The organism is Paenibacillus sp. PK3_47 (assembly GCF_023520895.1).
GTDB lineage: Bacteria > Bacillota > Bacilli > Paenibacillales > Paenibacillaceae > Paenibacillus_AQ.
Genome location: NZ_CP026029.1, coordinates 1,012,435 through 1,037,735 on the forward strand (window position 1 = coordinate 1,012,435; position 25,301 = coordinate 1,037,735).

The window sequence follows — 25,301 nt, forward strand, 5'->3', positions numbered from 1 at the left end:
CCCCCTATGCGGCAAAGTGCATTCAATTAATTATATTATAGCACATGCCTAAACTTGCATTCAATTTACACCGGCAATCCGGTTCTGCAGGCTTTTCCGTGCCGTCTCCAGCTCTTCATCATTAATATATACATATGGACTGCGCCAGGTTCCGGTTACAGGGACAAATTCTACATTCTCTTTTGAAATCTCCCAGTAGGTGGCAATGAGACTCTTAATCTGTGCGCTTTCGATATCTGTCTTCATATTGTTGTCAACAGCGTCAAGCACTTTGCCGATTTTGAGCACTCCGCCCAGGGATTGCATTTGCCCAACCAGTGAATTCAGCACTTCATTCTGGCGCTTGTTGCGGTCAAAATCGTCTGAAGCCTCTGTTTTGGGGCTGCAGTTGGATTTACGGTAACGGACATAGTCCAGCGCTTCGTCGCCGTCCAGCTGTGCGGGACCCTTTTTCAGATTGATATCCGTTCCGTCCACACTGTCGGTATAACACATGTCTGCGCTGATGTTCACGTCCACGCCGCCCAGCTCATCCACGATATCCCGGAAGCCCTGAAAATCCAGTACGGTTACGTAGTCAACCTTAACGTCCAGATACTTGCTCATCATTGTTTTCATTTCATCCTCGGCAAGAATTCCCGATTCGTCCTCCTTACCCTTGAAGCGGGAGTAGAAGGCATTGATTTTCGTTTTTTTGTACCCGCTGAGCTCCACATAGGTATCACGCGGCAGCGACACAACAGTTGCAGATTTGGTCACCGGATTCAGCGATGCCACCATAATCACATCCGTCAGATTGGACGGGTGCTCCGGCCGGTTGTCGGTTCCGAGCAGCAGCATGGTCAGCGGTTTGCTTGAAGCCAGCTGTTCTTCCTGTACAGGCTGGTCAACGCCGAATCCGCCCTGCTCAAACTTATAATACAGATAACCCATATAGGCCAGTACGGCTATAACTGCGACCAGAAGAATCATCAGCAGTGTTCTGACCATACGGGCAAAGGGGCTCCGCTTTTTAGCCTTCTTCTTGGCTGCTTTGCCGGACGCTGTGCTCTTGGCTGGCTGTACTCTGCCGCTCTGCTGCGCGCCCGGTCTTCTTGGAGGTAAACTTCCTTTGCTGTTGCTCATAATGTAACAAAGTCCTTTTCATTTCGCATAGATTTGGATTTAATCATACATAAATAGACGACTCCCTGGCGGAAAAGTTGCGTTCAGGACCGTTTGGCCGCCGCCGCAGCTTTGCGTTTCTGTCTCGCTTCGACAAAATAGCGGACCCGCACCAGCAGCATCAGCCCGACTGCAACCAGCAGGCACTGGATAATCGGCAGCTTGTCATGCTGAAAAATGAGGAGCATGCCCGAACCGGCTGCCATCATGATATAAAGTAAAATTTCTTTGCCGACGGACAGCTTCTGATTCACGCGGAATACCCGGTTATACACATAAGTAAGCAGTACAAATATGACGATATAAGCGACAACAGGATGCTCAGCAAACCAGCTTTGCACAGCTCGTCACTCCTCCCGAGAATAAGTATCGCTTACATTATAGCACTCAAGGCCGATTTAAGCCGCAATAAATCCATGCAATTTAAATGATCTTGGCAAAAGAAAAAGGCCGCCGGATTTCACATCCTGCGGCCTTTGTATCACCACTTACGCTTGGCTTGCTTGAGCCTGCTTACGCTGCTTCTCGGCACGCTCGCGCTCACCCTTGTTCAGGATCTTCTTGCGCAGACGAACGGATTTAGGCGTGATTTCACAGTATTCATCATCGTTCAGGTACTCAAGAGCGCCTTCCAGCGAGAACATCCGTGGAGTTTTCATTTTTACCGTTTCATCCTTGGTTGCAGAACGCACGTTGGTCAGTGCTTTTTCTTTACAGATGTTCACGATGATATCGTTATCGCGGGTATGCTCGCCCACGATCATGCCTTCATAAATGTCTGTACCCGGCTCAAGGAACAGGATACCGCGGTCTTCTACACCCATCATGCCGTAGAAGGTTGAGGTTCCGGTCTCACTGGATACAAGCACACCCTGGTGACGTCCGCCGACTTGACCGCCAATCAGTGGGGCGTAGCTGTCAAAGGCATGGTTCATTACACCATAACCGCGTGTCAGTGTCAGGAAGTGGGTGTTGTAACCGATCAGGCCGCGGGCAGGAATCAGGAATTCCAGGCGCACCTGGCCGGTTCCGTTGTTAATCATGTTGACCATCTCCGCTTTGCGGGTGCCCAGGCTTTCCATTACTGCGCCCATGCTTTCTTCAGGAACATCGATCAGCAGACGCTCGAGCGGCTCCATTTTGGCACCGTCGATTTCTTTTACGATAACCTCAGGCTTGGAAACCTGCAGTTCATAACCTTCACGGCGCATGTTCTCGATCAGGATACCGAGGTGAAGCTCACCGCGGCCGGATACGACAAATGCGTCAGGGCTGTCAGTTTCGTCTACACGCAAGCTGACATCAGTTTCAAGCTCTTTGAACAGGCGCTCACGCAGTTTACGGGAAGTCACCCATTTTCCTTCTTTACCGGCAAACGGGCTGTTGTTCACGAGGAACGTCATTTGCATGGTAGGCTCATCAATCTTCAGCACCGGGAGTGCTTCCGGATTGGCCGGATCGGCAATTGTTTCACCGATGTTAATGTCTTTGATACCGGCAATGGCTACAATGTCACCTGCACCGGCTTCTTCCGTTTCAACACGCTTCAGGCCCTGGAAGCCGAACAGCTTCTCGATGCGGGCTGTTTTGCTCTTGCCGTCGCGCATAATAACTGTTACGGATTGGCCTTGCTTAATTACGCCGCGGTTAACACGTCCAACTGCAATACGTCCCAGATATTCGTTGTAATCCATCAGAGTCACCAGGAATTGCAGCGGCTCATCAACTTTTTCAGTCGGATGCGGAATATACTCCGTAATGGTGTCGTAAAGTGCCTGCATGTTATCGTCCTGTTTTTCAGGATCAAGGCTTGATGTACCGTTAAGCGCAGAAGCATAGACAACCGGGAATTCCAGCTGATCGTCGTTAGCTTCCAGCTCAATGAACAGATCCAGCACTTCATCGATAACTTCCTTCGGACGGGCAAAAGGACGGTCAATCTTGTTCACAACAACGATTGGGGTCAGGTTTTGCTCCAGCGCTTTGCGCAGAACGAATTTCGTCTGCGGCATGCAGCCTTCATAAGCATCAACAACGAGCAGTACGCCGTCAACCATCTTCATGATCCGTTCCACTTCGCCGCCGAAGTCAGCATGGCCCGGTGTATCTACGATGTTGATCAGGAACTCTTTATAGGTAATGGCAGTGTTTTTGGCAAGGATGGTGATTCCGCGTTCCCGCTCCAGATCGTTGGAGTCCATGGCACGTTCCTGCAGGGTTTCGTGGGCGCTGAAAATACCCGACTGCTGCAGAAGCTGATCGACGAGTGTTGTTTTACCATGGTCAACGTGGGCAATGATCGCAATATTGCGGATATCTTTTCTTGAATGCATGATTTGTATCCAAATCCTCTCATTTATCAAATTAAAATTGATTAAATTCTTAGCATGTCACGGCAATCTCACAAAAGAAGCGCCTGGCAGAAAGCCGACGCTCCAACATTCATTAATATTATAGTGAAAGCACTATGAAAAGCAAGTCTTTTTATGAAAAAACGGTTTCCAGCTCCGTTTAATTTTGCTAATTGTACAGCACCGGCTTACCAGCCTCCGTTCCACTTCCTGCGGCTCCCGGTTTTTCGCCTTCCGGCCATCAGCCAGATACCGGCAGCAATCAGCACCGCGCCAAGCAGATAAAGAGCCCCGGTGCCCATCAGACTAAAAATAAACAGCACCAGACTAAGGAGTCCCAAAATGACAGCGGCAGTCGTCAGCCCCCCCGTACGCGCCCGCGAATAGAGGGAATATTCGTACAGCCCGGCAGCCACGCCGAGCAGAAGGAGCGGCCACAGATGGGCCATAAATCCCCAGCCCCATGTATTGCAGAATCCCAGCACCAGCCCGCTCACCGTTAAAAAACCGGCCGGGATCAGCACGGCTGCCGGAGCACGGCGGCTGAAGAAGAGCACATGCAGGAGCAGACCGGGAATCAGAATCAGGAGAGGCCACAGGACGCGTCCGAGAAACCCGAACACTCCCAGGTTTCCGAGCAAAATGATAATACCGGCGATGGCGATGAACAAACCGAGTTTCATGTCATTTTTGGAAGACAAATCTCATCCATCCCTTCAAAATTCACGTTTCAGCACTATATTTCTTATAGTTTAGCCGAAAAATGACGAAAACACCATTAATCTGCATGAAAAATAAATGACTGAAGTGCAGGCTAAAAAGGCTGCGCCAGGGCTTGTTCATCCCCGACCACAGCCTTCAGTATTGCCTGTTCCTATCCCGCGGATACCAGGCGGCGTTTGACCGCCCCCGAGAGCACCACGAGAATTCCAAGCAGCAGCGGCAGCAGCGCATGGATTGACGGCAGCAGGAAGGAGATCACGGCTCCAAACTTGGCATCCTGCAGCAGCATTTCTCCTGCCGTGTAGGCCAGTATGTATGCTCCGATGAATACCAGTACCGGAAAACGGTGCAGCAGGCCCACAATAATTCCGCTTCCCCAGACGACGATCGGAATACTCAGGGCGATCCCGATGATGATCAGCGCCAGATCTCCTTTGGCCAGCCCTGCAATGGCCAGCACATTATCCAGGCTCATCACAAAATCCGCCAGCAGGATCGTCCGCACCGACTTCCATACCGTCGAGCCTTCCTCCACCCTGACCTCTTCCTCTTCCTCCAGCAGCAGCTTAAAGGCGATCCACAGCAGCAGGATGCCTCCACCGGCTTCAATGTAGGGGATTTTCAGCAGAAGCACAGCCGCAAAGGTCAGGATGCAGCGCAGTGCAACCGCCCCGGCCGCTCCCCACCAGACTGCCGTTTTGCGGTGCTTTTCGGGCAGGTTTTTGCTGGCCATGGCAATGACCATAGCATTATCCCCGCTCAGCACAAGGTTGATCATCAGTATTTTCCCAAGCAGCAACAAGGATTCCATTATCGCTTACCTCCCCGGACTACATGTATTTACATGTATGTCCAAAATGGGCAAGCTATGCTTCCTTACGGGCTTTTTTTACGCAGCCGTGCTGTTCTGTGCTTGCGGGCGGTTACTCTAGAACCATTCTTCCTGCAGTCCGGCCCCGGCCTGAACAACCTCCTTCGGCTTTTCGTCCCCGTATGGCGTGATCGTTACCGTCTCCGTTGCAGCCAATGCAGCCTCGAGCAATGCGGCATATCCCGGCAGTGTCGCTTCAATTTTGTCCACAATGCGGAGATTGGGGTTAGTCGTCGGTGATTTCGGCACAAACAATGTGCAGCAATCCTCATAAGGCAGGATAGACAAGTCATAAGTCCCGATCGTCTTGGAAATTTCGACAATTTCACTTTTGTCCATCATAACCAGCGGACGCAGCATAGGCAGCTGTGTTGCACGCCCGATGACATTCATGCTGGAGAGGGTCTGGCTGGCAACCTGCCCGAGGCTTTCACCGGTTACGAGCGCAAGCGCGCCTTCCCGTTCAGCCAGCCGTGTGGTAATCTTCAGCATAGCCCGCCGCATGAGCGTGATAATCAGATTATCCTGGCCGATGCCGGTAAAAGAGGTCTGCACCTCTGTAAACGGCACCAGGTGCAGCTTGATTACACCTGCATAACGTGACAGTACGCGGGTCAGGTCCACAACCTTCTGCCTGGCCAGCTCGCTGGTGTACGGAAAGCTGTAAAAATGGACGCACTCCACTTCCAGTCCCCGGCGCATAGATGACCAGCCGGCTACCGGGCTGTCGATGCCCCCGGAGAGGAGCAGCATCGCCTTGCCGTTCGTTCCCAGCGGGAAGCCGCCGACTCCGGCAATACTCTCGCAGAAGATATAGGTGCCGCCTTCGCGGATTTCGATTCTGAGCTCCAGCTGCGGCGATTTCACATCGACAATCAGGCCGGGATATCCCTGCAGCAGCGGAGTGGAGATCAATTTGTTCATCTCTATTGAGCCGTGGGGAAAGTCCTTCCACACCCGGCGTACATTGACCTTAAAGGTCGTTCCCTGTGCAGGAGCGATAATTGTAAGGAAGCTGCGGCTGACGGCCAAAATATCCTCCAGTTCGGACCGGGAGACCCTGACCGGACTTACAGAGGCAATGCCGAATACATTCTTCAGGGCTTCAGCCAGCTCGGCAGCCGGTTCGCCGTTCAGCGTTACATAGATCCGCCCGAACTCCTTGCTGAGCACAGCCTTGGGATATGGCTTGACCATCTCCTTGACATGACGCAGCACCGTTTTTTCAAACCGGGCGCGGTTTTTGCCCTTCAGTGTAAATTCCCCGAAACGCAGGAGCAGCATATCAGCGTATTCCATACTTCTTCCACTGCCCGCAGCAGCTCCGGATTGTATATTTTCCATTCGTTATTTCACGCCTCCTTCAGCAATCTTTAATGCTTGTACTGCCTTTAGCAGCGCTTGTTCCAGCTCAGCGACATCCGCTTCTGAATGGCTGTCCCCGAAGCTGATGCGGATGCCGCCTAAAGCCTCCCTGACATCCTTGCCCATAGACAGCAGTATCCGGCTGGGCTCCGCCAGCCGCGATGAACAGGCTGAGCGGGTGGATACTTCCATTCCCAGCTCCTCCAGCTTGCGGGCCATCACCTCGCCCTTCATGCCAGGGTAGGAAAAATGTACAATATGAGGTGCCCCATCCTTCCTGCTGTTCACGACAAACTCAGGGATGCCGCCAAGAAAATCAAACAGTCTGTCTCTAAGCGGAATAACCCGGGCATTAAAAGCCTCGCGCTGTTCGCCGCTCATCCTTACTGCTTTGGCCGAAGCTACAATTCCCGGAACATTCTCTGTACCCGCACGGCTTCCATCCTCCTGGGAACCGCCTGACAGCAGCGGAAACAGCGTAACGCCCTCTCTTACATACAGTATACCCACTCCGCGCGGTCCGCGGATTTTGTGCGGCGACAGGCTGTACAGATCCGCCTGCCATTCCTTAATCCGGGTCTCAAGCTTACCGTAGCCCTGCACGCCATCCACATGAAGCAGCGTCCGGCGGTTGGCGGCTTTGACCTGCCGGCCGATCTCGCCGAGCGGCTGCACGGTTCCTACTTCATTGTTAACATGCATCACACTAACGAGCACCGTATCCTGACGGACGGCAGAGGCGATACGCTCAGGATCTATAATCCCGCTGCGCTCCGGAGAGACGAAGGTCACTTCCCAGCCCAGCTTCTGCAGCTGCAGGCAGCTCTCATACACCGAAGGGTGCTCCAGTTCCGTAGTTACTATGTGGCGGCCTCTGCCCTGATACTGCAGAGCAGCACCTTTTACTGCCAGATTGTTGCTCTCGGTTGCCCCGGAGGTAAACAGGATCTCCTTCGGATGCACACCCAGCGCTGCTGCGGTTACTTCTCTCGAACGTCTGACCAGCCTGTCCGCCTCTGTTCCGCTCCTGTACAGCGAGGAGGGATTGGCATAATGCAGCTTCATAACTTGTTCAACCGTCTGCACCACCTCGTCATAAGGCGGGGCAGCAGCGGCATAATCCCAGTAAAGCATATATCGGAGGTCTCCTTTGCTTCTTATGAAAGTCTTACAGCCGGAAAAAGGACCAACCGGGTCCGGTGCCGCCTGCAGCAGCTCCGGGCATAACCCGTTTGATCCTTTTTATTATACCGCGTATTCGGCGCGGGCGCGTTCAATTTTGGCAATATAGGCCTGGGTCTCTTTGGGCAGCAGGGAAAGCTTCTCCATCAGTTCCTCATCACTGCTCACTCCGAGTTTGTTCACCCGTCCCGGTCCCGCGTTGTAGGCTGCAAGTGCCATCTTCTCTTCCCCGTCATACCTCTTCAGCTGATAAGACAGGTAGCGTACCCCCCCGTCAATGCTCTGGGCCGGATCAAAAGGATCGGAGACCCCGAGTCCGTTTGCCGTTCCATCCATCAGCTGCATCAGTCCCTTCGCTCCGGCAGAGGATACGACATTCGGGTTAAATGAAGATTCCGTATCAATAACAGCCTTGATTAAATCTGCAGGCACACCGTATTTGCTGCTGGCCGTCTGGATCAGCTCTTCATAATCTGTAGGCTTGGTTGCTGTTATTTCCCCGGAAATGGCGCTGTAAGACTCCGTGACGCTGCCCATCTGCTGCCAGAGCAGATTGCCCAGAGAAGAGCTGCCCGCAAGTGCGCCGGGCGTTCCGGAGGTGCTGCCGCCCGCAGATTGCAGCGCAGCTTCCTGAAGCACCGCGGCAAACTCAGCGGAGTTTGGCTTGGTCACTTCGCGCGTATCATTTACCGGATCAGTTTTGATGCTGCCGCTCTTCAGATTCACCCAACGCAGTCCCTGTCCGCTTACCGAAGCAGGATTGATTTCCATGCTGCACATTCCTTCTTTCAAGTTATGGTCTTATATATAAATCTCTGATGTTCAGGTTCTCTATTTTAAATTTAAAATACGGCTTTATTTTACAATTTATTCATGGCAATTGCTATATGCAGCATGAAAAAAACAGACCTAAGACCCTGATAGATGGGTCTTAAAGCCTGTTTGAAATGCAGTCAATTTGGTTTCATGCTGGTTAACGGGCAAAAGGAATCATGATAAAATAGCTCAGCGTAGAGACAATCCCCAGCCCCATAGCCCAGGCCCCTGTTGTTTTCTGGCCTCTGGCATAAGCGTAATACCCCAGTACAGCCGCTGCGGGACCCAAAATAATCGACCACATAAATAAAGATGCGATCCCGAGTGCAAGACCTGTATACCCTAATCCTTTACTGCCGCTGCGGGCTTGGCTGCTGTCCCCGGTTTCTGCATCACCGGATCCGGCTCTGCCGGCCCGGACCGGAACAGGACTTACCTCTGCAGCGTATTCTTCGTTTAGCGAACGGTCCCGGCGCGGGTAGTCTACTCTCCGCGGACGTAGGGTGACTTTTTTGCGCTGGGAGCGGTCCAGCTTCGATTCCTGGTGTTTCTCCATTTCCTTGCCCCCTAAGTTTGTGGCTTGAAGGTCAGACAGCAGGTAGCGGATGAAGTGCTTGCATGGTCATGGTGCTGATGGTGCTCTGTCAGTTCTTCGGCGAATTCTTCCCGGTATTTGCTGCCGACATGCTTGTCAATTTCAATGACGATTTCCTCGGCACGGCACAGGTTTTGTTCACCCCAATAATGACAGTTGCTTACACTGCATCTGACCAGCGGTTTTGCGGTTGTCATATTTGATCACCTCACTGTCATTATGTCCGCGGAGTTTCATCTCTATGCGGGAGCAGAATTGTTCCCAGTGATCCCCGCTGGGCACCTTTTTAACCGGGCAAAAAGACAAAAAGGGACCGCATATGCCATGAATCCATGACATATACGGTCCTTTAATATTACAAATGATGTTAAACCTGGTTTTGCATGCGCTTCTCTGTCAAATAATCATTTTCGTAATAATTGAGGTCATCGCGCAGTTCTTCATACACCTTCGTAATTTCCATAATGATGTCGCGTACAGGACGGACAGGTTTTTTGCGGAAACGGATGGCATCCTGCCCGGTGTAAGCATAACGTCCATCTTCGGAATAACTTTCGTTCTTCGGATAGAAGAAGTTGTTCACTCCGTAGTGATATACATTATAAAGCGCTTTATGCGCAAAGGCTTCATCGAATGTAGCGCGGCGCAGGGCAACTCCCAGCTTCTCATAAGACATTTCCGAGAACACCAGCAGATGGCGGAGATCCGATAAGAAACCTTGATAGAATGCCACTGTTTCCTCATCTTCCTCGGTTACCAGCTGCGGCAGAGCATGCCCGTTAAGGAATAGTTCCATTTTTTCGATTGCAAATTTAAGCTTTTCTCTCGTCGTCTCACTCAATTTCTGCACATTGGCTGCTGACATGGCGGTTGCTCCCCCTTATTAGTCCTTGCTGTAGTCGTTAATGACAGGTGTTGCCTACTGATTGCGTACTGTACATTGCCTATTCATAGATAAAGTTAATTCAACGTATCTCCCAGCATCTTATCACTTGCTGAACTATCAAATTGACGGTTTAGGAGGCGTTTACTTTTTGATATTAACATAAAAGCTTGTAAGGCGGTATCCTTTTCTATTGATGCATAAAACCGTTCTGCTCTTCCAACCCTATACTTACTACAATGCCATGAAGGAGCGGAGAATATGTCGCGAAAAAACATCACGGCTGCGGGTCTGATTACCGCTGCATTCACGGTGGCCCTGCTGACTTTTGCCTTGCGCCCGGACGAGGACGGGAGGCTGAAGCAGGCCGCTGTTCCCGGTCCCCCGCAGGAAAAAACAATCAAGAAAACCTCGCTGGTTCAGGATGTCAGTGCTACGGACCGTCTGAACAGGATTGATGCGGGCAAACATCTCCGAGCAATGCTTGCAGATACGCATGGCGCGTCCGCCGGGGATATTTCAGCATATGCCAAAGACTTGCGGCAGGGACACGGGCATATCACCATGCTGATGTGGATTGATTTCCATACGCAGAAGACAAGCACGTTCCAGTCCTCACTGCCAGAGGGCAGCGAGCAGGAGAACAGGCAGCTGCTGAGGTATCTGAAATCCGCCAAAACGGCTCTCCGGGGACACCAGTCTTATGAGTCTCCCTCTTTTGTCGTTAAGGGCAAAAAATATTACTTCACAGCCCAGCGCGACCAGGAAGGCCGTATAGGTCTCATCGCCCTGATTAACCAGCAAATCCTCGACCGCGTCGCTGAACATCAGCTTAAGAACCTGCGGCTGATTCCTTATCCGAAGGAAGGCAAATACCGCGTAGAATCCGTCCATGCGGATACACTCCGGGATCTCACTGTCAAGACAGGCCATGATAACGAGAACGCCAGCCATTTCTACGAGAATGAAATCGTTGTCCGTTTCCCGAACGGCCATCCTACTGCCGGACAGCTCCGGACAATAACAGCGGATATCCGGTGCAAGGAGCCGCGCAAACTGGGATACGCTTATATTTTCCGGTCGGAGAAAATGAATTACAGCCAGCTCAAAGCTTACTTCGACCGAAAATGGCATCCGCAATATACGGAGCCTCACTATATGTATTTAACCAATGAAACCGCAGCCGAAAATCCGGCGGCCAATGTACTGACCCCAAATGATCTTTTGTTCTCCACCTATCAGTGGAATTTGCCCGCGATTGAGACCGAAGCAGGCTGGAATCTGACCAAAGGGAGCAAGGAAGTAATCGTTGCGGTTATTGATACCGGTGTGCAGGCAAGCCATCCCGATCTGCAGGGCCAGCTGCTGAACGGATATAATGCGATTGCAAATGGTTCAGCCCCGGAGGATGACGTTGGCCATGGCACACATGTGGCCGGGATTATCGGTGCGCTGACCAACAACGAAGAAGGGGTAGCCGGCATAAGCTGGTACAACAAAATCCTGCCGGTCAAAGCGCTCGATAATTCCGGCGCCGGGACGACCTACTCCGTAGCGGAAGGTATTATATGGGCAGCCGATAAAGGGGCCAAAGTCATCAATCTCAGCCTGGGCAACTATGCCGATTCACAGTTCCTGCATGATGCCATTAAATACGCTTATGACCGCGACGTCGTGATTGTATCCGCATCAGGCAATGACAATACAGAACGTCCGGGGTACCCTGCCGCCTATGAGGAAGTGCTTGCGGTGGCTGCCACGAATGCCAACGGAGAGAGAGCCTCCTTCTCCAACTACGGGGATTATATCGATGTGGCAGCCCCCGGAGAAAGCATTGCCAGCACCTACCCTGATAACCAATATGCCGCATTATCCGGCACGTCCATGGCGAGTCCTCATGTTGCTGCGCTTGCGGGTCTTGTCCGCTCTCTTAACCCTGCCCTGACCAACAAGGAAGTGATGGAGCTAATGATGTCCGGCACTGTGGACCTGGGTGATCCCGGACATGACAAATATTTCGGCTGGGGCCAGGTAGATATTTATAAAACCCTGCAGGCTGCCGCAGGCGGCCAGGTTCCGCTGCAGCTCTACCCGCAGCATGTCGGCAAGCAGCTCAAATCGCTGCGGCAGAGCCTTACGAACGGTAAGCAGCCGGTTCAGTGACATGACTTCAGATGGCGGTCCAGCAAACCAAGGAGCAGCTTCAGCCCGCGCTCCATATTGTCCTCTGTCATCTGTGAATAGCATAGACGGATATGCCTGGAGGGGGTATTGCCCGCATAGCAGACATCGCCGGGGAGGAACGAAATCCCTTCCAGCTCAGCCAGCTCATGCAGCTGCCCGATGTCGAGGGAAGGCGGAAGCTGCAGCCACAGATTGAGGCCGCCCCCCGGGATGTTCCAGGTTATCCCCGGGGGTGCATATTTCTTCAACAGACTTACCGCCTTCTCCATGCGAACACGCAGGGCTGTCCGCAGCCGGGCCACGTACGTATCATACTGACGGGCGATGAAGGGGAGCACTGCCCGCTGGTTCAGCAGGGGACTCCCGAGATCGCTGGCTGATTTGGCGGCGATCAGCCTGGAGAGAATGTCGCCTCCTGCAGCTACACAGGCAATCCGGCAGCCCGGCGCGATGACTTTGCTGAAGCTTTTCATATATACAACATGTCCGTCTTCATCCAGCGATTTGACCGGGGGCGGCGGAGGCTTAAGAAAGTATAAATCACTGAACGGATCATCCTCCACAATGAGACAGCGGTAGCTGCGGGCAAGCTCCAGCAGCCGCTGTCTTCTTGCCATGCTCATCGTCACCCCGCTCGGATTCTGGAAGGTCGGCACAGTATAGATCAGCTTCGGCGGCCTCCGGTCACAGAGCCTTGTAAGCACATCCACTCTCATCCCTTCATGATCCGTAGGTACAAAAATCATATCCGCTCCCCGTCCGGCAAAAACGTCGATTGCTCCTGTATAACTGGGCGCCTCAAGGTAAACTGTATCCCCGGGTCCGATAAAGGTCCGGGCCACGAGGTCAATTCCCTGCTGGGCCCCGCTGGTAATCATTAATTCCGATGCATGGACAGTAATCCCTCGGGCCTGCAGATGCCTCTGCATTACTTCCCGCAGCTCAATATCCCCTTGAAAATTACCGTAAGAAGCCATCAGCTCCGGCTGCCCGGTCACCAGCAGCGACATCGTATCCCCAATATCCTTCAAGGGGAGAAGCTCGCCGTGAATGGCAGCCAGATGAAACGGGTATTCCACCCGGGAGTAGTCAAAATTACGCCACAGCTGGGCCCGCGGCAAATAATCGTCATAGCCTTTCTGCCATGTTGAACCGGGGTCGGCAGACCTTCTCTTCTTGTCAGCCACAAAGCAGCCTTTTCCCTGGCTGCAGATTATATGTCCGCGGCTCTCCAGCTCATCATAGGCCTTGCTCACGGTCACCTGGCTCACTTTAAGTGAAGATGCCAGCTTTCTTACAGACGGCAGCCGTATCCCCGGCTGCAGCAGTCCTGAGGTGATCCGCTGGGCCAGCGTCTCGCTGATCTGCTGCGGCAGAGGTTTACTGCCGCTGCGGACTAAATCAATATGCATCCGGCTCCGCCTCCAACTGTTATATTTACCGCTTTACTGTTATACCGCTATGCCGTTATGATACAACAAAATTCAATCTCATTCACGGGGAGCAAAATATTATGAAGATCAATTACTCTGCGATGACGGATCACCTCGGATCTTCGGCCGTCCGCGATATTCTTAAAATAACGCAGGGCAAAGAGATTATCTCTCTGGCCGGCGGTTTGCCGGGAGAAGAGCTGTTTCCGGTAGAGGCTGTACGCGACGCCTACAACCGCGCACTTGCCGGCAGTGCCTCTGCCCTGCAGTACGGCCTCACTGAAGGCTATACGCCGCTGCGCGAGGCTGTTGCCGGAAGGCTGACAGATCAGGGGATCCCTGTTCAGGCTGCTGAAATGATTCTCACCACAGGCTCGCAGCAGGCTATTGACCTCCTGTGCAAGGTGCTGCTTGACCCGGGTGATGCCGTGCTCGTTGAAGCACCTACTTATCTGGCTGCCCTGCAGGTGCTCGGTTCCTACCGCGCTGATATACACAGAGTGGACAGTGACGAAGACGGAATGCTTCCCGAGCATCTGGAAGAGCAGCTCCGTACTCACCGTCCCAAGCTGCTGTACACCGTTCCAACCTTCAATAATCCTTCAGGAGCAAGCTGGAGCAGGGAACGGAGGGAACAAACTGTTGAATTATGCCGCCGGTACAATGTGCTGATTCTGGAAGACAATCCTTACGGCGAGATCAGGTTCGATGAAACCCCTGGCGCCTATCCGCCCCCTATGGCCGCCATTGACAGAAGCTCAGGCGGTGAATCCTGTGTCGTATACACCGGGACCTTCTCCAAGATTGTTGCCCCTGCGCTGCGCACCGGCTGGATCGTGGGACCGGCCGGACTGATCGGCATGATTGCCAAGGCCAAACAGGCCGCCGATCTGCATTCCAGCGCCATTGACCAGCGTGCGCTCCATGAGCTGCTGATGTCCTTTGATATTGAATCGCACATCCGCCTGATCTCCAGGGAGTATTATTCACGTATGAAGCTGCTGTCTGCAGAGATTACCTCGCGCGGCCTCATGGGAGCTCATTTTCAGGAGCCGAGGGGCGGAATGTTCCTGTGGCTGACACTGTCCGGAGGGATCAACACCACTGACCTGCTGCCGTTCGCTGTAGAGCAGGGAGTGGCGTTTGTACCGGGGGAAGTGTTCTATTCCTCGCAGCCCATGAAGAACACCATGCGGCTTAACTTCACGCATACGCCGCCTGAGCTGCTTCCGCAGGCGGTGGAGCGCCTGGAAAAAGCGCTGATCGCCTATAACGCTCACCTGGAGGCATCGCTTGCACGCACACTTAATTAATCTGATTATCTTCGAAATATAAGTACAGAAAAGCGGCCTTCCTGAGGAAGGCCGCTGTTTTGTTGTCTATAGGCTTCGTATAAATGCTGTATAATGGGTTGTCAGTTAGGAAAGTTTGCCGTAAGCCGGGTTCTGTGCTCGTCGTGGTTCAAACGGGAACTACCCTCCCACCATAAGCGACAATCATCTATCTAGGCCGTACATTACTGCACGGCTCCAGCGACCAACCTAGACACGCCTCAGGCGAAGGCTGTACTTCCGTAAAGGAAGCACTGTGTCTCATTAGGTCTTGCTCCAGATGGGGTTTACCAGGAACGAAGTCACCAGCGTTCCTCGGGGTCTCTTACACCTCGGTTCCATCCTTGCCTGTGCCGCCCGAAAGCGGCCATCGGCGGTCCATTTCTGTGGCACTATCCTTCGGCTCGCGCCGACTGGACGTTATCCAGCACCCTGCCTTATGGAGCCCGGACTTTCCTCCCGCGGCCTGAGCCGCCGGCGATTGTCTGTCAAACTTTCCGTACAACATTGTATATTATACAGACTTGGCTGTTCCTGCACAAGTGCTAATCCGTGGAATTACAGGAATTTGAAAGGCTCGGTATCAATCTGCGAGGCATGGACAGCTGTGCCGTATTTATGCTCCTTAAGCTTGTCCTCAAGCCATTGCGCCACCTTGTCTTTCATAATCTTCTCGGCATTATGTCCCGGATCAATCAGGGTAATTCCGGCCAGGTAAGCATCCTGTGCCGTATGGTAATCAATATCCCCGGTCACCAGCACATCCGCCCCCTTGAAGATCGCACTGTTATAATATTTCGCTCCTGAACCGCCCATCACCGCCGCTTTGCGGATCGGACGGTCCAGTTCCCCGACGACACGGACATGCTCCACCTGCAGTCCGCTTTTAACCGTCTCAACAAATTCACGGAGCGTCGTAGGCTCTTTAAGTTTGCCGACTCTGCCCAGGCCCAGGCTGCGTCCCTTGAGGTCCATAGAGTACAGATCATAGGCCACTTCTTCATACGGATGGGCCTTCAGCATCGCCTGTACTACCTTGTTGCGGATGGACAAAGGAACAATGGTCTCAATACGGACCTCTTCAGCCCGTTCCATCTGTCCCGCCTCCCCGATAAAAGGATCCGAGCCTTCGCGCGGAATAAAGGTGCCGTAGCCTTCAATATTGAAGCTGCAGTGGCTGTAATTGCCGATCCAGCCCGCTCCCGCGTTCAGAACAGCATCAAGCACCTTCTGATGATGATCCTTAGGCACGAAGACAACCAGCTTGGAGAGCTGGTCGGAATGGATATCTTTGATCGGAGCCCCGTTTTCGATTCCCAGAGCTTCAGCCATCCAGTCATTCATCCCGCCTTCAGCCACATCAAGATTGGTGTGGCTGATATAGACGGCGACATCATTTTTGATCAGCTTCTCATAAAGCTTGCCTGCCGGAGTGTCGGTCTGGATACCCTTGATCGGCCGGAAAATAATGGCGTGATGGGCAATGATCAGGTTACAGCCCCGGGCAATAGCCTCATCCACGACAGCGTCGTTAACGTCCAGCGCCACCAGCACACCGCTGATTTCCTTCTGCAGACTGCCCAGCTGGAGACCGATGTTGTCCCATTCCTCCGCCAGATGCTTGGGGGCAAGCTGCTCCATATACTGAATTACAGTTTGTCCTTTGGCAAACATGACAGCACCTCCGAAATCGTTGTAATCTGTGCTTTGATCTTGTTCCGCTTCTCTTCTGCCGATTCCAGCTCCGACCGGGAGAGCGATGTTAAAATCCCTTCCAGCTTCGCAATTTCCCCCTGCCATTTGGACAGGAAAGCCCCGTTCGGCTTCTGCAGCAGCAAAGGGCCCATCTGCAGCAGCAAATCCCTGCCGCACACCAGACCGCTGCCCAGGGTTTGTTCCGCGTACAGCTGCTCATTGGTTAGACCGGCAGCGGGATCTTCAGGAACTGCGGTCAGTATTTCATAGATCTTGCCGTCTTCCTCCAGAATATGCTCCGCAGTCAGCACCCAGCCGTTACCCAGCAGCCAGCGGCGCAGAATATCCTCGCCTACATTCGGCTGCAGCGCCAGCGTCTTGACGCCTTCGAGCTTCCCGCCGCTTTGGCCACGGTCAAGAATAGCGGCAATCAGCGAGCCGCCCATCCCCGCAATGGAGATACAGTCCGCTTCCCCGGGCTGCAGCACTTCAAGGCCGTCTCCCCGCCGCACGGCGATTTTGTGGCCAAGGCCGGCTTCTGCCACCCCTTTGCAGGCAGCATCGAAAGGGCCGGGATTTACTTCTCCTGCAATGGCAGAGACAGCTGTTCCGCTCTCCAGGGCAGCTACAGGAAGCAGCGCATGATCTGAGCCGATATCGGCCAGTCTGCTGCCTGCCGGGACCTGCTCCAGCACAAGCTGAAGCCGGTCAGATAATTTTACGTTGTTCATGAAGTCACCCACGCTATCCAATTTTTTCGGAAGATAAACAGCAGGGCCAGGCCTGCCGCCACCTTAACTATTAATAATACGGATACCCATTCCGGGAAACCTGTTCTGAGCCACAGGGCATCTACCTCAGGCATCAGCCACAAGGAGACGCCAACCCCCAGATAAACGCCTGACACCCCGTTCACCCGGTGATACAGCAGCCAGCTGAGCCAGATCATCAGTCCGCACAGCGGCAGCCATAGCAGTTCAATCTCCAGCATGGACGCGTCAGGGCGCATCCGGCCGGATACTCCGGCATAGAGCAGTGCAAAAAAAGCAAACCCGCAATAGTGCAGCAGTCCTATACGCAGTGTAAACCCGAGAACGCACCATAGCAAACCGCAGCCGGCTATCAGCAGCGGCCTCCAGAAATCCGGATCCAGATTATGTAGGGCAATCAGCCATAACCCGAAAACCATCGTCAGCAGGCTCCCTGCTCCGGCCAGAATCAGGCTGATCATGTTGTTGCGGTCCCGGAAAATGGCCGAGTATCCATAGCATACAATGAGAACACACAAGGCTGTGGCAAGTTGCAAAGGCCAGGGAAAAACGCTAAAATAAAGACTAATCAAGAAAATCAAGGAAATTATCCCAAAACCAAACAGCCACACTTTGATGTTTCCCTGCTGAAGATTTTGCAGTGATACCGGATTGCTGTCCTTGATTTCCGTCTCATCGTTGTAAAGATTCGTCAGGAAATCACAATACTGTTCAGGAAGCAGCTTGCTCCTTCTCCAGTAATTAATTTCTCTTAATATAGTTTCACGCTTTTCCAAATTCAACGGCTTCCCTCTTTTCACACCATGTCTTTGGGTATATTTAAGCCAAAAGGACCTCCTGCCACTGTGCAGCAGAAGGTCCATAGTATACAGCCTATTCGAGGAAATCTTTAAGCCGTTTGCTGCGGCTCGGGTGGCGGAGCTTACGCAGTGCCTTGGCTTCAATCTGGCGGATCCGTTCGCGGGTAACGCCGAACACTTTACCTACTTCCTCAAGTGTTCTCGTCCGGCCGTCATCCAGACCGAACCGGAGACGAAGCACATTCTCCTCACGCTCGGTGAGCGTGTCCAGCACATCCTCCAATTGCTCCTTAAGCAGCTCATACGCAGCTGCATCCGCAGGTGCAAGAGCCTCCTGATCCTCAATGAAATCGCCGAGATGCGAATCATCCTCTTCCCCGATCGGTGTCTCCAGTGAGACCGGTTCCTGGGCAATCTTCATGATTTCTCTAACCTTTTCCACCGTCAGCTCCATCTCAGCCGCAATTTCTTCCGGCGAAGGCTCGCGTCCCAGCTCCTGAAGCAGCTGGCGGGAGACACGGATCAGCTTGTTGATCGTTTCAACCATATGCACGGGAATACGGATCGTCCGGGCCTGGTCGGCAATCGCCCGGGTAATCGCCTGGCGAATCCACCATGTAGCATAGGTACTGAACTTGAATCCTTTGTTGTGGTCGAATTTTTCTACCGCTTTGATCAGCCCCATGTTCCCTTCCTGAATCAAATCCAGGAACAGCATCCCGCGTCCTACATAGCGTTTTGCAATGCTGACTACGAGCCGCAGGTTCGCTTCGGCAAGACGGCGTTTGGCTTCCTCGTCACCGTTCTTGATTCTCATGGCCAGTTCGACTTCATCGTCAGCCGAGAGCAGCGGAACACGGCCGATTTCTTTCAGGTACATCCGTACAGGGTCATTGATCTTGATGCCCGGAGGCAGCGACAAATCATCGTCGAAGCTGAAGTCATCGCCATCGCTGTTCTCATTATCCTCACTTTGACGGAGCGGATTAGAGCCTTCTTCGTCATTTTCGTTCACAACCTCGATGCCGTGGTCGCTAAGCTGCTCGTAGAATTCCTCCATCTGCTCGGGATCCTGATCAAACGGCGACAATTTCTCCATGATATCTTTGTAATTCAGTGATGATCTTTTCTTGCCATGCTCAATAAGCTGGTCCTTAACCTGATCCAGAGTAAATTCTGCTTCCAGTTCAGTATGCTGATCGTTCGCCATAATTCGACTCCCTCCTCCCTAGGTACATCGTGTCAGTTCATTATTGTCTCTCTAGGGTTATAATCTCACTTGCAATTTGTGCAGCGCGTAAAAAGTCACCGGATTTCTCCGCCTGAATCATCTCTTCACGCTTTTGTTCCATCTTGCGCTGTGTCGGGTATTTTTTCACTTCCCGGATGCAATCATCGAGCTCCTGTGTATTCCATACCGGAGGTGTATCCATCATGGATATCGCCGTCGCGGTCTTCTCGAGCCGGTCATCCTGCAGCGAAGATAGAAACCGGCTAATGCCGGGTGGTTTGCCTTGCGCGTAGTAGGCATATAGATAAGCGGCAATTGCCGCATGATCATCGATGTTGAACTCTTCTCCGAGGCGTTCGCCCACATAAGCGGCAGCATCCGGGTCCTGGATCATAAAAGATAACAGGCGCCGTTCCGCAGCATGATAAGCGGGCAGCAGAGCAGGTGTCTGCACTTGCCCTTTTTTATGCCTACCATTATTCCACCTTTTATCGTTATTATCCCCTTCAGGGATGTTTTTTTGCATCGATGCGCGAAGCAGGTTGCAGTCCTGCTTTAAGCTATCATATGACAGCTCAAGCTCAGAGGATATTTCCCGCAGATATACTTCCCGCTCCGTGGAGGAGTGCAGGGTGGCAATAATTTCAAGCGCCTCCTTGACATAGGCAATTTTGCCGTCTTCCTCTAGGAGTATATGGTTTTTTTTCAGATATATAAGCTTAAATTTTATCGATGAAACTGCGGAATCAATGACCTGTTCCCTGAACCGCTCCCCGCCGTGACGGGAGATAAATTCATCCGGGTCCAGTCCGCTTGGAAGCAGGGCCACCTTCACTCTAAGACCGTTATCTTCCAGCATCGGGATCGCCTTCATGGCTGCGGCTTGTCCCGCACGGTCACCGTCGTAGGCGAGAACAATCTCGTCTCCGAGGCTTTTCATCAGCGCCACATGGCCTTCAGTAAGGGAAGTACCCATCGTCGCTACGCCGTTATGCACCCCTGCATCCCATGCCGAAATGACATCCCCGTATCCTTCAAAAAGAACGATCTGCCGCGTTTTGCGGATGGATGCTTTGGACTGGTGCAGATTGTACAGAATCCGGCTTTTGTTAAATAGTCTGCTCTCCGGGGAATTCAGGTATTTCGGCTGTCCTTCCCCAAGAATTCTTCCGGCAAAAGCAATGGTCTTGCCCATGCGGTTCGCAATCGGAAATATAATCCGCCCGCGGAAACGGTCGATATACCCTTTGCCTTCGCCTCTGGCAGACAGCAGCCCGCCTTTTTCCATTTCGGCAAGGTCAAAGCTCCGTTTCTCCAAAAACTGCAGCAGGGTATCCCAGCGGTCCGGGGCAAAGCCGATTTGAAACTGGTCGATCATTTTGTCGCTGAAGTTCCGGGATCTCAAATAGTTCATTGCGGCTGTGCCGTATTCCGTATTCTTCAACAAAAAATGATAAAATTTTGCCGACAATTCATACGCCTGAATCAGCCGGTCCCGTTCAGGATCGGGAGGCGACAGCGTTCCTCCTTTGCCCTCCGGAATGGGAATATCACTTTCTTCCGCCATTATTCTGACTGCTTCGGGGAAGGATAGTCCTTCGATTTCCATCCTGAATTTGATGGCATTTCCGCCCATACCGCAGCCAAAGCAATGAAAGACTCCCCGGTCCGGGGTCACAGTGAAGGAAGGGGATTTCTCCGAATGAAACGGGCAGAGGCCCCATAAATATTTCCCCTGCTTGGACAAATGGACAACCTTACCGACGGTATCGACGATATCATGACGCGCAAGCACATTCTCGATAACGTCTTCCGGAATATTACCGTGTCCGCTAGCCACTCAACCACCTTCATCTCTTAACAAATAAATATAATTCGCTATAGCTGTACATTCTCCTGCAAAAATGTTAAAACTTTTGTCAGTTTATGTTGAAAAAGATTTTTTTCCTCCGCAGTGATCGCTTTCGGTCCTTTGGAATAATGGCCGCGTCTGCGTTCAACCGCTCTTGCATGCCTGCTCTCCAGCATAAAATCCATATTCGAATCATCATATTCCTGACCCCTGTTGGAGAGAACCCTGCAGCGTTTGCCCAACGCCAGCGCAGCCAGGCCGTAATCCTGCGTAACGACTACATCCCCTGCAGTAATATGATTGGCGATATACAGGTCCGCGCTGTCAGCCCCCCGGTCAACCTGCACTACAGTAACGCCTTTTTCAGCCTGCAGCACATGATCATAGGACGAGACCATCAGCACCGGAATCCCAAAGGAACGGGCAACGGCAGCGATCTCCTTTTTGACCGGACAAGCATCTCCGTCGACAACAATCTTTCTTCCCCGGGACTTTTCCAGATCCATCACCAAATTCCTGTGTAATATATATACGCTTTGCCCAACCGAAATCCTTCTTTGATAAAGCATAAATACGGAACGAATGTCAACTAACGCATTGGCACCGTTCCGTATATTTATACCCTAAACCATCGATCTATACCATAAGTCACACATATTTCAAGCAGAAATTCCGAAAATTACCAGACCAGCTTACTGAAGTCAGCGAAAATTCTAGAGTCGGCATCGATAGTAGACAGCAGTGCAAGACGGTTGGCACGGATGCCTTCATTCTCAGCCATAACCATGACGGAATCAAAAAATCCGGTTACTGCATCCTTCAGGCCCGAAAGAATCTGCAGGGCTTCTGCCGCATTTCTGGATGCTAACGCTTCGCGGTAAGGGGTGTGAATGGATTGCCATGTTTCGTACAGCTTCAGTTCCGCTTCTTCTTTCAGCAGCGAAGGCTCGATTTCAGCACCTTCGGCTGCTTTGGCGGCCAGATTGCTTACACGGGTCAATGAATCCACGATGATTTTGAAGTCAGCCACGGAATTTACAGCCTCCGTAAGGGCATGGCTTCTGCCTACCACGTCAACAATGTCATCGAACCCTGCGGCCGTAACTGCATCAACCACATCGTAGCGCACATTGTCATCGGACAGGAGGCGTTTCACACGCAGACCGAAGAACTCGTAAAGGTTTATACGCAGCTCAGGGCTAAAATGTTTCTCTGTGCGCAAACTTTCATGAACTTCCACGGCTATCGTGAAAATTTCCTGCAAACTTACCGGCAGCTTATGCTCCAGAAGCATCTGCACAATACCTGCTGCCTGGCGGCGCAGTGCGTAAGGGTCCTGGGAACCGGTCGGGATAATACCGATGGAGAAGCTTCCGACAATTGTATCGATTTTATCTGCAAGACTGACAACCAGTCCCGCTTCAGTCGATGGTACACTGTCTCCGGCAAAACGCGGCTGATAATGCTCGAAAATCCCTTTGGCCACATTCTCCGCTTCTCCTGCTTTACGGGCATAATCCTCACCCATGGTACCCTGCAGCTCAGGGAATTCGCCAACCATCTGGGTTACGAGGTCAAATTTGCAAATATCAGCGGTACGGCTGATTTCAGCCGCTGCTGTCTCAGAAAGCTCAAGCTTGGCAGCGAGACGGTCGGCAATCGCCCGGATTCTGCGCACCTTGTCGCCAATACTGCCCAGCTCCACCTGATACACAATACTTTCTAGCTTGGCGAGGGCATCGCTGATTTGCAGCTTCTGATCTTCTTCATAAAAGAACTTGGCATCCGACAGACGTGCGCGCAGCACCTTTTCGTTTCCTTTGGCAATGACATCCAGCGATTCTGCATTACCGTTACGTACAGTGACAAAGAACGGCAGCAGCTTGCCTGAAGCGTCGAGTACCGGGAAATAACGCTGATGCTCACGCATCGAGGTGATCAGCACATCCTGCGGAATGTTCAGGAATGAAGGGTCGAAGGTACCGAACAGTACGGTCGGTGTTTCAACCAGGAACAATACCTCTTCCAGAAGATCGTCCTTGATGGCAATGGTCCAGCTTTTCTCTTCAGCCAGCTTGTTGATCTGCTCGAGAATCAGCTTTTGGCGCTCTTCGACATCTACCAGCACATGCTGTGCACGGAGAGCTTCAACATACTGTGCCGGCTCGGAAATAGCTGCTTCCTGTCCAAGGAAACGATGACCGCGGCTTACATTACCGGCTTTAACGCCTGTAATTTCCAGGTCAATGATCTCCTGCCCGAACAGGGCCACCAGCCAGCGGATCGGACGGACAAATTTGAAATCATACGCTCCCCAGCGCATATTCTTCGGAAAAGTCATTGCGCTGACGATTCCGCTGAGCCCCTCGGAGAGCAGGGAAGCCGTGTCTACACCGTCACTGCTCTTGGTGGCATAAATATATTCAACCCCGGCCAGCTCTTTAAAAGTAAACTGCTCCGGTGATACGCCCTGGCTGCGGGCAAAGCCGAGTGCCGCCTTGCTCCAGTCCCCGTTCTGGTCGAGGGCGATTTTGCGTGACGGTCCTTTTACCTCTTCGCTCACATCACTCTGTCTCTCGGCAGCGTCCTTCACTAGTACCGCAAGACGGCGCGGCGTAGCATAAGCGGTAATTCCATTGTGTTCGATACGGGAAGACTCCAGCCATTTGGCTGTTCTGTCTTTAAGCTGCTCCATTGCCGCCCGGATAAACCGTGCAGGAATTTCCTCAAGTCCGATTTCAAACAAAATATCTTTAGACATGCTCAGCACCTTCTTTCTTCAGCAGCGGGAAGCCCAGCTTCTCGCGTTCCTCTACATACGTTGCCGCAACGGTGCGGGCCATATTACGCACTCTTGTCAGGAAGCCCGTACGTTCCGTGACACTGATCGCTCCGCGCGCGTCCAAAAGATTGAAGGTATGCGAGCATTTCAGCACATAATCGTAAGCAGGGAACACCAGATGGTTCTCCATCGCTCTCTTGGCTTCCGCTTCGTAGGTGTTGAACAGCGTGAACAGCATTTGCACATCCGATACTTCAAAAGTATAGGTGGAATGCTCCACCTCAGGCTGGTGGAAAACGTCACCGTAAGTCACGCCGTCCACCCACTCCAGATCGAACACATTTTCTTTCTCCTGGATGTAGGAAGCCAGACGCTCCATACCGTAGGTGATTTCAACCGCTACCGGACTGGTCTCAATACCGCCTACCTGCTGGAAGTAAGTGAATTGAGTGATTTCCATACCGTCGAGCCATACTTCCCAGCCGAGGCCGGCGCAGCCCAGCGACGGGTTCTCCCAGTTGTCTTCCACAAAACGGATGTCATGCAGAAGCGGATCAACACCCAGTGCCTTCAGGCTGTCCAGATACAGCTCCTGGATATTGTCCGGAGAAGGCTTGATAATCACCTGGAACTGGTGATGCTGGTACAGACGGTTAGGGTTCTCGCCATAACGGCCATCCGACGGACGGCGGGAAGGCTCTACATATGCCACCTTCCATGGCTCAGGTCCAAGCGAACGCAAAAACGTCATAGGGTTCATTGTGCCTGCCCCTTTTTCCGTATCATACGGCTGGACAAGAATACAGTTTTGTTCTGCCCAGAACTGCTGCAGCGTCAAAATCATCTGCTGAAAATTCATACTACCGACTCCTTCGCTCACAAGTTTTTGGCTTTGGTTCTGCCATGAGGCTTTTAGCTTCTGCGCGATGGAGGCGGAAATTTTTTATGCAAAAAAGCTCCCGCCCCCATGCCTGTTATACAGACATAGGGACGAGAGCTGTACAGATACTCCCGCGGTTCCACCCTACTTGATTACGCATCATACACTGCCATAAGCAGCACTGTGACGGATTACGCAATCCACTTTTCATACGGCCGTTTCCGCACTCCCGGGTGCCCTGTTCATGAACTTTGTCCGCCAGGCTTACACTATCCCCGGCTCGCTAAAGCGACAAATAATTTCACTACTTTCCCGATCGCTGCACGTCCCCCTTAGTGATGCGGAGTAACAACGGCACTTAGCTATTAAAGAAACTGTTCCTATAGTACCGGA

Annotated in this window: 22 protein-coding genes and 1 other RNA gene; 2 read left to right on the plus strand and 21 right to left on the minus strand. The window is 52.4% G+C overall.

The features are described from left to right. Positions 1–60 precede the first annotated feature (60 nt). The 11 genes from C2I18_RS04710 to C2I18_RS04760 all read right to left on the minus strand — a co-directional run bounded on the left by C2I18_RS04710 (position 61) and on the right by C2I18_RS04760 (position 9,932). Complete coding sequence (locus C2I18_RS04710) at positions 61–1,125, minus strand: LCP family protein (protein WP_249900127.1); 1,065 nt, start codon at positions 1,123–1,125, stop codon at positions 61–63. Between the two features lie 83 nt (positions 1,126–1,208). Next, positions 1,209–1,505 (minus strand): YlaH-like family protein, encoded by a 297-nt coding sequence (locus C2I18_RS04715; RefSeq protein WP_249900128.1) that lies wholly within the window; start codon positions 1,503–1,505, stop codon positions 1,209–1,211. A gap of 147 nt (positions 1,506–1,652) precedes the next feature. After that, positions 1,653–3,497, minus strand: a complete 1,845-nt coding sequence (gene typA / locus C2I18_RS04720) for a translational GTPase TypA (protein ID WP_249900129.1) — start codon at positions 3,495–3,497, stop codon at positions 1,653–1,655. 206 nt (positions 3,498–3,703) lie between these two features. Beyond that, positions 3,704–4,198 (minus strand): hypothetical protein, encoded by a 495-nt coding sequence (locus C2I18_RS04725; protein WP_342760332.1) that lies wholly within the window; start codon positions 4,196–4,198, stop codon positions 3,704–3,706. A 191-nt stretch (positions 4,199–4,389) separates the two neighbouring features. Beyond that, entirely contained in the window at positions 4,390–5,049 is a 660-nt protein-coding gene (locus C2I18_RS04730; protein ID WP_249900131.1) for a TerC family protein, read from the minus strand. A gap of 117 nt (positions 5,050–5,166) precedes the next feature. Beyond that, positions 5,167–6,453 carry a tRNA uracil 4-sulfurtransferase ThiI gene (gene thiI / locus C2I18_RS04735; protein WP_481857873.1) on the minus strand — a complete coding sequence of 429 codons (1,287 nt, stop codon included), beginning with the start codon at positions 6,451–6,453 and terminating at the stop codon, positions 5,167–5,169. A 3-nt stretch (positions 6,454–6,456) separates the two neighbouring features. Further along, on the minus strand, positions 6,457–7,608 hold the full coding sequence (locus C2I18_RS04740) for a cysteine desulfurase family protein (RefSeq protein ID WP_249900132.1): 1,152 nt from the start codon (positions 7,606–7,608) through the stop codon (positions 6,457–6,459). A 111-nt stretch (positions 7,609–7,719) separates the two neighbouring features. Further along, entirely contained in the window at positions 7,720–8,427 is a 708-nt protein-coding gene (locus C2I18_RS04745) for a lytic transglycosylase domain-containing protein (RefSeq protein ID WP_249900133.1), read from the minus strand. Between the two features lie 202 nt (positions 8,428–8,629). Further along, a complete protein-coding gene (locus C2I18_RS04750; RefSeq protein ID WP_249900134.1) occupies positions 8,630–9,028 on the minus strand; it encodes a DUF5353 domain-containing protein in 399 nt (132 codons plus the stop codon). A gap of 11 nt (positions 9,029–9,039) precedes the next feature. After that, entirely contained in the window at positions 9,040–9,264 is a 225-nt protein-coding gene (locus C2I18_RS04755) for a DUF1540 domain-containing protein (RefSeq protein ID WP_249900135.1), read from the minus strand. Positions 9,265–9,434: 170 nt separating this feature from the next. Beyond that, on the minus strand, positions 9,435–9,932 hold the full coding sequence (locus C2I18_RS04760; RefSeq protein WP_249900136.1) for a YpuI family protein: 498 nt from the start codon (positions 9,930–9,932) through the stop codon (positions 9,435–9,437). A 279-nt stretch (positions 9,933–10,211) separates the two neighbouring features. On the opposite strand from C2I18_RS04760, the gene C2I18_RS04765 reads away from it, so the two are divergent. Further along, positions 10,212–12,113, plus strand: a complete 1,902-nt coding sequence (locus C2I18_RS04765) for a S8 family peptidase (RefSeq protein ID WP_249900137.1) — start codon at positions 10,212–10,214, stop codon at positions 12,111–12,113. Here C2I18_RS04765 and pdxR read toward each other — a convergent pair. Continuing rightward, the gene (pdxR, locus tag C2I18_RS04770; protein WP_249900138.1) at positions 12,107–13,546 is read right to left on the minus strand and encodes a MocR-like pyridoxine biosynthesis transcription factor PdxR; all 1,440 of its coding nucleotides are present in this window, start codon (positions 13,544–13,546) and stop codon (positions 12,107–12,109) included. The genes C2I18_RS04765 and pdxR overlap by 7 nt on opposite strands. A gap of 101 nt (positions 13,547–13,647) precedes the next feature. Here pdxR and C2I18_RS04775 point away from each other — a divergent pair, with 101 nt between their 5' ends. After that, complete coding sequence (locus C2I18_RS04775) at positions 13,648–14,880, plus strand: aminotransferase-like domain-containing protein (protein ID WP_249900139.1); 1,233 nt, start codon at positions 13,648–13,650, stop codon at positions 14,878–14,880. Between the two features lie 106 nt (positions 14,881–14,986). Here the strand turns inward: C2I18_RS04775 and rnpB are convergent. The 9 genes from rnpB to glyQ all read right to left on the minus strand — a co-directional run bounded on the left by rnpB (position 14,987) and on the right by glyQ (position 24,887). Continuing rightward, positions 14,987–15,395: RNase P RNA component class A (gene rnpB, locus C2I18_RS04780), an RNA gene on the minus strand. A 61-nt stretch (positions 15,396–15,456) separates the two neighbouring features. Beyond that, positions 15,457–16,572 (minus strand): Nif3-like dinuclear metal center hexameric protein, encoded by a 1,116-nt coding sequence (locus C2I18_RS04785; protein WP_249900140.1) that lies wholly within the window; start codon positions 16,570–16,572, stop codon positions 15,457–15,459. Beyond that, complete coding sequence (locus C2I18_RS04790) at positions 16,548–17,324, minus strand: tRNA (adenine(22)-N(1))-methyltransferase (protein WP_249900141.1); 777 nt, start codon at positions 17,322–17,324, stop codon at positions 16,548–16,550. The genes C2I18_RS04785 and C2I18_RS04790 overlap by 25 nt, the downstream gene beginning before the upstream one ends. Next, positions 17,321–18,145, minus strand: coding sequence for a hypothetical protein (locus C2I18_RS04795; protein ID WP_249900142.1), 825 nt, complete (start codon positions 18,143–18,145; stop codon positions 17,321–17,323). The genes C2I18_RS04790 and C2I18_RS04795 overlap by 4 nt, the downstream gene beginning before the upstream one ends. A 91-nt stretch (positions 18,146–18,236) precedes the next feature. Continuing rightward, the gene (gene rpoD / locus C2I18_RS04800) at positions 18,237–19,373 is read right to left on the minus strand and encodes an RNA polymerase sigma factor RpoD (protein ID WP_249900143.1); all 1,137 of its coding nucleotides are present in this window, start codon (positions 19,371–19,373) and stop codon (positions 18,237–18,239) included. A gap of 40 nt (positions 19,374–19,413) precedes the next feature. Continuing rightward, the gene (gene dnaG / locus C2I18_RS04805; RefSeq protein ID WP_249900144.1) at positions 19,414–21,234 is read right to left on the minus strand and encodes a DNA primase; all 1,821 of its coding nucleotides are present in this window, start codon (positions 21,232–21,234) and stop codon (positions 19,414–19,416) included. A gap of 38 nt (positions 21,235–21,272) precedes the next feature. Then, positions 21,273–21,752, minus strand: a complete 480-nt coding sequence (locus C2I18_RS04810; RefSeq protein ID WP_249900145.1) for a YaiI/YqxD family protein — start codon at positions 21,750–21,752, stop codon at positions 21,273–21,275. Positions 21,753–21,925: 173 nt separating this feature from the next. After that, positions 21,926–24,007 (minus strand): glycine--tRNA ligase subunit beta, encoded by a 2,082-nt coding sequence (glyS, locus tag C2I18_RS04815; protein WP_249900146.1) that lies wholly within the window; start codon positions 24,005–24,007, stop codon positions 21,926–21,928. Continuing rightward, on the minus strand, positions 24,000–24,887 hold the full coding sequence (gene glyQ / locus C2I18_RS04820; protein ID WP_249900147.1) for a glycine--tRNA ligase subunit alpha: 888 nt from the start codon (positions 24,885–24,887) through the stop codon (positions 24,000–24,002). The genes glyS and glyQ overlap by 8 nt, the downstream gene beginning before the upstream one ends. Positions 24,888–25,301: the final 414 nt, after the last annotated feature.